The organism is Brasilonema bromeliae SPC951 (assembly GCF_012912135.1).
Classification (GTDB): Bacteria; Cyanobacteriota; Cyanobacteriia; order Cyanobacteriales; family Nostocaceae; genus Brasilonema; species Brasilonema bromeliae.
In genome coordinates, this window is record NZ_QMEB01000185.1 from 5,180 (window position 1) to 13,777 (window position 8,598).

General features: G+C 44.6%; 7 protein-coding genes. 5 read left to right on the forward strand and 2 right to left on the reverse strand.

Annotation, left to right across the window (positions count from 1 at the left end):
• On the reverse strand, positions 1-2,580 hold a 2,580-nt coding region (gene topA, locus DP116_RS20485; protein ID WP_246275723.1), incomplete at its 3' end, for a type I DNA topoisomerase.
• Positions 2,581-3,519: 939 nt separating this feature from the next.
• On the opposite strand from topA, the gene rbp reads away from it, so the two are divergent.
• Together rbp and DP116_RS20495 are read left to right on the forward strand one after the other, a co-directional pair.
• Positions 3,520-3,840 carry an RNA-binding regulator gene (gene rbp / locus DP116_RS20490; RefSeq protein ID WP_169156923.1) on the forward strand — a complete coding sequence of 107 codons (321 nt, stop codon included), beginning with the start codon at positions 3,520-3,522 and terminating at the stop codon, positions 3,838-3,840.
• A gap of 328 nt (positions 3,841-4,168) precedes the next feature.
• Complete coding sequence (locus tag DP116_RS20495; RefSeq protein WP_169156924.1) at positions 4,169-5,716, forward strand: NAD(P)H-quinone oxidoreductase subunit N; 1,548 nt, start codon at positions 4,169-4,171, stop codon at positions 5,714-5,716.
• A 113-nt stretch (positions 5,717-5,829) separates the two neighbouring features.
• Here DP116_RS20495 and DP116_RS20500 read toward each other — a convergent pair whose 3' ends face one another.
• Positions 5,830-6,405, reverse strand: a complete 576-nt coding sequence (locus DP116_RS20500) for a response regulator (protein ID WP_169156925.1) — start codon at positions 6,403-6,405, stop codon at positions 5,830-5,832.
• A gap of 303 nt (positions 6,406-6,708) precedes the next feature.
• Here DP116_RS20500 and lipA point away from each other — a divergent pair, with 303 nt between their 5' ends.
• The 3 genes from lipA to DP116_RS28675 form a co-directional block, all read left to right on the forward strand.
• A complete protein-coding gene (gene lipA / locus DP116_RS20505) occupies positions 6,709-7,614 on the forward strand; it encodes a lipoyl synthase (RefSeq protein WP_169156926.1) in 906 nt (301 codons plus the stop codon).
• 147 nt (positions 7,615-7,761) lie between these two features.
• Positions 7,762-7,932 (forward strand): photosystem I protein PsaX, encoded by a 171-nt coding sequence (locus tag DP116_RS20510; RefSeq protein WP_169156927.1) that lies wholly within the window; start codon positions 7,762-7,764, stop codon positions 7,930-7,932.
• Positions 7,933-8,407: 475 nt separating this feature from the next.
• The coding region (locus DP116_RS28675; RefSeq protein WP_211173409.1) for a hypothetical protein at positions 8,408-8,598 on the forward strand (191 nt) is incomplete at its 3' end.

The window sequence follows — 8,598 nt, forward strand, 5'->3', positions numbered from 1 at the left end:
TGTTTTACGAGTCGATTTTGCTGTTGATGCTTTGGATGCTAACCACTCCAGGGCGGAAGCAAGAGTCACATCTTTTACTGATACACCTTCTGGGATGCTTACATTCGTTTTGCCGTGCTTAATGTAAGGTCCGTAGGGGCCATTGTAGATATTGACTGGTTCACCATCTGCAGGATGAGAGCCTAATTCCCGTTCCGCCGCCTTAGACTTGCTGTTAGTGGTGCTGCGTCCTTTTTTCGGTTCAGACAACAACTCTAATGCACGTTCTAAAGAAATTGTCAATATATCATCACTCGCTTTGAGGGAACGGTAATCTTTTGCACCACTTTGGTTATGAACAACGTAAGGTCCAAAGCGTCCTAAATTCGCTTGGATTTGAGCGCCTGTTTGTGGATGAACCCCCAGTGTTCGCGGTAGTGACAAAAGACCAATAGCTGTCTCAAGAGTGATATTTTCTGACGTTATTCCTTTTGGTAAGGAAGCTTGTTTGGGTTTTGGGTTTTCGTCGGTCTTATCACCTAATTGTACGTAGGGACCATAAGGACCAATTTTGACATAAATTGTTTCGCCAGTTTCTGGGTGAATACCGAGTTCGTCTGGACCAACGATTTTTTGCCGCAGCAGTGTTTCTACCTTTTGGGGGTCAAGGTCAGCGGGAGTCAGGTCTTTGGGAATAGAGGCGGTGACAACACCATCACCATTCTCTTTTTCTATATAAGCACCATACTTACCAATGCGGACTTTGGCATCTAGGTTTTCTAGTTCCACTGTCCGGGCAACATTGGCATCTATTTGGCTTTCCTGTTCCTTAACTAAGGTTTCTAGACCTTTGTCTCCCAGATAGAATTCCTTCAGGTAGGGTAACCACGCAGCTTCACCTGTGGAAATGTCATCCAGGGTTTGCTCCATCTTGGAGGTAAAACTGGGATCAACAACATCCGGAAAGTGCTTTTCCAACAGTTCCGTGACGGCGAAAGCTGTAAAGGTGGGTATGAGGGCATTACTCACCAATTGGGCATAACCTTTATCAATAATGGTGCCAATGATGCTAGCGTAGGTGCTGGGACGCCCAATGCCTTCGCTTTCCAGAGTTTTTACTAAGGTCGCTTCGGTGTATCTTGCGGGAGGTTGGGTTTCGTGACCAACTGCTTCTAAATCAGTGCATTTGGGACTATCCCCCACTTTTAGATTAGGCAAAATGACTTCTTGGTCTTCCAGCGCCGCCTCTGGATCGTCAGAACCTTCCACATAAGCGCGCAAGAATCCTGGAAAGTCAATGCGTTTGCCAGAGGAGCGAAAACCGGCATCTTCCACGAGCAGTTGCATGATGATTTGAGTTTGGCGAGAGTCTGCCATTTGGCTGGCGACGGTACGCTTCCAAATCAGGTCGTACACTTGGAACTCGCGACCACTTAAACCGGTTTCTTGGGGAGTGCGGAAGGTACTACCTGCGGGGCGAATTGCTTCGTGGGCTTCTTGTGCGCCTTTGGATTTGGTAGTGTATTGTCTTGGTTGGGGGCTGAGGTAATCTTTACCGTAAAGTTTGTCTACACAGTCACGGGCGGCGGCGATCGCCTGATCCGACAAATGCACCGAATCTGTACGCATATAGGTAATATATCCCTGTTCGTACAAACTCTGGGCAACCCGCATTGTGTCCCGTGCGCTAAGGCGCAGTTTACGGTTGGATTCCTGCTGTAGGGTCGAGGTGGTAAAGGGTGGCGCGGGTTTACGCGTAACAGGACGTTCCTCAAGGTCTGTGACTTTCCAAGTTTTTCCTGTTAGGCGTTCTTTCAGGGCTTGTGCTTGCTCTTGATTAAGCAAGATCACATTGCGATCTGGGGGAATTTTCCCTGTGGCGGCATCAAAATCGCCGCCATTCGCCAGCCTTGTTCCTCCCAATGTGACCAGTTGGGAAGTAAATGACTGCCCTTTGGGAGAATCAGGGGGGTTTAACGTTGCTTTCAAATCCCAGTAAGAACCTTGGCGGAAAGCACGGCGTTGACGTTCCCGGTTGACTAAGAGCCGCACAGCAACAGACTGTACGCGTCCAGCAGATAATCCCCAGGCGATTTTTTTCCACAGCAGGGGAGACAGGGTATAGCCCACAAGTCTATCCAAAATCCGCCGCGTTTCTTGAGCACGAACCAACTGTTCGTCAATATTGCGGCAGTTTTTCAAGGCTTTCTTGATGGCGTCAGAGGTAATTTCGTGAAACACCATCCGCTTTGTAGGAACTTTTGGCTTGAGCAACTGGTATAAATGCCAACTGATGCTTTCACCTTCCCGGTCTTCATCCGTTGCCAGAATCAGTTCATCTACTTCTTTAAGGGCGTCTTTGAGCTGAGTGACAACTTTCTTTTTATCTTTAGGGACGACATACAGCGGTTCAAAGTCGGCGTCTACATTTACCCCGAGCTGCGCCCATTTCTCGCCCTTGACATTGGCGGGAATTTCAGTTGCTGATTGAGGAAGGTCACGCACATGACCCATAGACGCTTCCACCCGGTAGTCTCTTGGCAGGTAGTTGCGAATGGTACGAGCTTTGGTCGGAGATTCGACGATGACAAGAGTTGACATGGAAATTTTAAACAAAGAATAGCTGCTAAGCTAAACAGTCAATTGAAATCGTTAAGAGCGCATCGGTTCAGCTAAAACCTCACGCTGAGCGATATGTGATTTTATCCTTACACAAACTGCCCACTAGGCGCTGTCATTCGCCTATGTTTAGCACAACTTCCTCCCAGATGGAAGGTAGGGCGGGAGCGCGGGTGTGAGTTTCTCGTTATTTCAATCTTTAACTTATAATCGGCATAATTGGCGACTACAGTTTTCAAAATCCCCCAACCTGCATCGTTATACAATTACATAACAACCAGGTTTGTGTCGCCTATGCCAAAATGAAATCAAATTTAACAGCCTCAGGGAACAGGGAACAGGGAACAGGGAACAGGGAACAGGGAACAGGGAATATCCCCGTAATTATATACAGTGCAAGCCGCTCTTTCGGGCGGTCTGGGTTTGATAAGGATACATTGTTTATATGCCCTGCGGGCACGTTCGCTAACGCCCGATTCGTGTGCTTTGCGCTTACGTACTACGTGTCCTAAGAGTGCAGGAAGCCCTTAAGTTGATTTGGTGGAGTGACTTTTACCTTTTGTCTTTCTTCATCCAGAGGAATGTTTTGTACAAATCTAAATTCTCAAAAATTAAGCTTATAGTAACTAGCTTGTTCTTGTTATGTATTCATTCACTTTGCCGTAAATAAAATATAATGAAAATATCATATAGTCATCTATCTGAGGAAGTATTTAAGCAAGTCATAGTTGATATAGAAAACATAGTAAAAGATAATACTTGAAATCAATATCAAAGGATAGATTTAACCTTTTTTTAAAAACAGTTGTGTTAGGATTGAGTCTGGAGAGGTCAATTCGGCGATTCTGATCTTGTTATTATTAAAAAGTGCAAGCGGTTCTCCGGATACACATCTCTTTCTATCGGATTCTGGAGAATTTCATGTCAATTTACGTAGGGAACCTATCCTACAGCGTTACACAAGAAGACCTCAGCAAAGTGTTTTCTGAGTATGGTACTGTAACGCGAGTTCAATTGCCCACTGATCGGGAAACTGGTCGGCCACGTGGTTTTGGTTTCGTAGAAATGGAATCAGAACAAGCGGAGGACAAAGCCATTCAAGCCCTAGATGGTGCTGAGTGGATGGATCGCGTGCTAAAAGTCAATAAAGCAAGACCACGGGAGGAGAAAGATAGTCGCTTTAGCGGCGGTAACTCGGGGGGCAGGAGCAACGATCGATATTCTGGTAGGGGACGCTATTAAGGCTTGAAGTTATTGATGAATCAAGCTTCACATCTGTAGTGTAGCCTAAAGGCACAAAAAGCATTTGCAAAGCGAAACTTAATATCTAACGGAATGAGCAGTTTCTAAAAAACTGTCACCATCAGTTTCTATGCAAGCAGATTAGTTTATGACTGGTCTGCTTAACTTTATAAGAAGAACTTTTTTTCCATCACGCTCACTAAACTTAAACATAATTTAATCTGATGGTGCCACTCACCCGATACACGAGTGAATGCAACGAGAGTAAAAGACAATAGAATGAACACAGTTAGACCATTATGTCTGATAGCCAAAACCAATACAGCTCATGGATTTTGCTAATCTTGCATCGCAGCTGAACGCTGGAACAATTCTGCCAGAGGGGATTGTGATTGTCACCCTCTTGGGAGTTTTGATTGTTGATTTGATTTTAGGGCGGACGTCCTCACGCTGGATTGGATATCTAGCAATTGCAGGTTTACTTGCTTCTATCGTCGCCCTGTTGTTTGAATGGGAAAATACAAATCCCATCTCTTTTGGCGGTGCCTTTAATGGTGACGACCTAAGTATCGTCTTTCGCGCTCTTGTAGCATTATCTGCCGCTGGCACCATTTTGATGTCGATTCGCTACGTTGAACAAAGTGGTACCCCTTTAGCCGAATTCATCGCGATTTTGCTAACTGCTACTCTGGGAGGAATGTTTCTATCAGGGGCTAGTGAGTTGGTGATGATTTTCATCTCTCTAGAAATTCTGAGTATTTCCTCTTATTTACTCACAGGTTACACTAAGCATGACCCCCGCTCTAACGAAGCAGCGCTGAAATATCTGTTGATTGGTGCTTCGAGTACAGCAGTGTTTTTGTATGGAGTTTCGCTGTTGTACGGTTTATCGGGTGGACAGACTGAACTGAGTGCGATCGCCAGTGGAATTGCCACATCTGGTTTTGGTCAATCTCTGGGTTTAGTGATTGCTCTGGTTTTTGTGGTTGCAGGTATTGGCTTCAAAATCTCCGCTGCGCCTTTCCACCAGTGGACACCAGACGTTTATGAAGGCGCACCCACTCCAGTAATTGCCTTTTTATCTGTCGGTTCCAAAGCAGCTGGGGTTGCTCTAGCGATTCGCTTGCTGACAACAGCCTTCCCCCTCGTTGCTAACGAATGGAAGTTTGTTTTCACTGCTCTTGCCGTCCTGAGTATGATATTGGGTAATGTTGTCGCCCTTGCCCAAACTAGCATGAAACGGATGCTGGCTTATTCTTCCATCGGTCAAGCCGGGTTCGTCATGATTGGCTTAGTTGCAGGAACACAAGCAGGATATGCCAGCATGGTCTTTTATCTGCTGATCTACCTGTTCATGAATTTATGCGGCTTTACCTGCGTGATTCTGTTCTCCCTGCGGACAGGAACTGACCAAATTGTGGAATACTCTGGTTTGTATCACAAAGACCCACTCCTGACACTGGGGTTAAGTATTTCCCTACTGTCCTTGGGTGGTATTCCACCACTAGCCGGATTCTTCGGTAAGATTTATCTGTTCTGGGCAGGTTGGCAAGCTGGACAGTACTGGTTAGTTTTGCTGGGCTTAGTCACCACTGTCGTCTCCATCTACTACTACATCCGCGTGGTTAGGATGATGGTCGTTAAAGAAACTCATGAAATGTCTGAGGTGGTGAAAAATTATCCAGAAGTACGTTGGAATTTGCCGGGATATAGACCTTTACAGGTGGGATTGGTCGTGACATTAGTCGCCACTTCCATCGCTGGAATCTTGTCAAATCCGATATTTACTCTGGCTAACAATTCCATCGCTCATACTTCAATTTTGCAATCGACAACAGTTGTGACCACTCAAGTGAGTGCAATGAACAACGAGTAAGTTAGTCATGTGTTGGTAGCTGTGCATAAGCGCAACTACCAACAAAAGAAATCTTGTGACTCACATTCCCCAGGTAGCTCAAAAAGCGACGACAATTTTTTAAGGATTTCCTATTATTTGATTTTCTGTTGAATAAAGGTGACAACCTGAGCTAACTGTTTATTCAAACTATCTATTTCTGTTTGTATGCTGGCGATTTTTTGATTTAATATTTGAATGTCAGCAGTTGATACTCCGTTTTCACTAGAAGTTGCCGTTATTCGAGTATTTCTAGCAGATACTGCTAAGAGTTCAGCCGGTTCTTGACGGGGCTTTTTAGCCTTTGTCATTGCTGATTTGATCGCGTCAATAAGTTGCTTTTGGTCAAAAGGCTTTCCGAGAAATTCAAAATATTCAAAAGGTTCTGGGATTTTTTCCATCACCTCTTTTTTACGACCAGACATAATGATCAGAGGAATTTTTTTGAAATCTGGCTGGGATTGAATCTCCTGGAAAACTTCCCAGCCACTCACTTTAGGTAGCACGAAATCCAGCAGAATCAGACTGAGTTTTTCTTGACGGATGAAATTCAATCCTTCAAGACCATCTCTTGCTTCCAACACCTGGAAGTTGCCTTGTGGCAACATTTCTCGTACTTTTACCCGGACAACTGTAGTGTCATCGATAACTAGAATTTTATGAGTTCCCACGAGTGTTTGGTGTAATAAAAACTTTATGTTTAGAGAGTGGTTTCGCCAATTCACACACTATACTCAATCTTTTCTTGATTTAGGGGAGAGTAATTTCTCGGAGAAATAACAATATTAAATGTATTTTGTATAACTTTTTATTTCGATTTGTATCATGGTGATATTGAAGGCAATAAGGAAGAGAGAAGAAAGAATTATTGTCCATTAACTCTTCTCCCCCTCTCCCTGCCCCTAAGCGTAGTGAGTCCCTACTTGTTCACTCTCTCACTCCTATACTATTGTTTACAAAGATTTTAAATGGTTATGACTTCTTCACAAAAAGCCGAACTGAAATCTGAAATAAGAGCAATGCCTGCGTGGTTGCGTCGTTCAATAGGCAAAGCCAGCGAACTTTCTACAGTACAGCGTATTATCAAGCAGCGTCAAATTCACACGATTTGCGAAGAGGGACGCTGTCCTAACCGAGGGGAGTGCTATTCTCAAAAAACTGCAACTTTCTTACTCATGGGCGCAACATGCACCAGGTCTTGTGCTTTTTGTCAAGTCGATAAAGGTCATGCACCCATGCCTCTTGACTCTGAAGAACCGGAGAAAGTGGCACAAGCAGTGCAGCTTTTAGGATTGCGTTATGTTGTGCTGACTTCTGTCGCACGAGATGACTTGCCAGATCAAGGAGCAGGTCATTTTGTCAAGACAATGGAAACTATCCGACAGCTAAACCCAGAAACTCAAATTGAAGTATTGACACCAGATTTTTGGGGTGGTGCGGGTGCTGGACAGCAAGGTCAACGTGAGCGTATATATAAGGTAGTGAAGGCGAAACCAGCTTGTTTTAATCACAATATTGAGACGGTGCAACGGTTACAAGGACCAGTCCGCCGGGGGGCGAAGTACGATCGCTCGCTTTTTGTCCTGCAAGTCGTTAAAGAAATCGACTCTTGCATTCCCACCAAGTCAGGGTTGATGCTAGGACACGGGGAAACAGTTGAGGAAGTGATTGAGACAATGGTGGATCTTCGTAAGGTGGGGTGCGATCGCATCACAATCGGTCAGTATATGCGTCCTTCCTTGGAACATTTGCCCGTCCAAAAATATTGGACACCAGAAGAATTCGATGAATTAGGCAAGGTAGCACGAGAAATGGGATTTAGCCATGTTCGTTCTGGTCCTCTGGTTCGCAGTTCTTATCACGCAGGGGTTGACGAATAAACCATCCTGTCCGGGACTTTGTGCTACATTTTGTTTATTTTTGCTGATTTGTGCTGCAAAGTCTACAAAAATATTCTTGAAGAATCTGGCAATATATGACAGCTCTTTGGTATTTGTTAAGAAGTCTTTAAATTAGGAGAGAACACAATGACTGCTGACGCTAAGACAGCTGCTGCTAATGCTACTGCTGCAAAAGTAGGCGAAGACGTTGCTAAAAGTGGAGCTAAGCCTCCTTATACCTTTCGTGTAGGTTGGGCAGTGTTGCTACTAGCTATCAATTTCCTTGTAGCTGCCTATTACTTCCGTATTATTCAATAATTAGTTGACATCCTCCCACGGCTGCGGAAATTATGTGCCCTTGGCGCTCAGCATGAGCGTTCGCTTACGCTGATTTCCGCGCTCAAAGCCGTGGGATTGTGAATCTCACGACTTGGTTTGTCTGGTTGTGCGAGTCAGCTTAATTGGATGAGTGTGATCAACAAGATAGTGGCGGGTTTGAATCCCGCAATAATTGCATTGCTGAATTCAGAATTCTGACTCCTGTAACCGCAAGCGCACGCCCAGAGGGCTTTAGCGCAGCGTCTCCGGAGGAGATACAAAGCAGCGTGTCCGCAGGACATATTCTGAATTGTTCTTCTTACCCTACATCACGGTTATTCATACTTGCGAAGAAATATCGCGCTACATATCATTTCGTCGCAGTAGTTGTCTATTTGTACTTGTACTTACAGCAATTTTCGGGTAAATAGACCACATTGTAGGGGCGCAAGGCATTGCGCCCCTACGAAAGATTGTGGTTCAAATAGATGAAAAGCGCTGTAAAGACCAGATAAGTGGGACAAAGGGTCAAAGGTTCGGCAATGCTATCCCAAGAAAAACAAAGGAACAAAGAAAGTTCATCAAGCTGAACTTCTGCTTTGCTAATTCATTAAAAAAGCTACTTCTAAAAGGAACATTCATATCTAACCTTAAGAGGTATGTTTA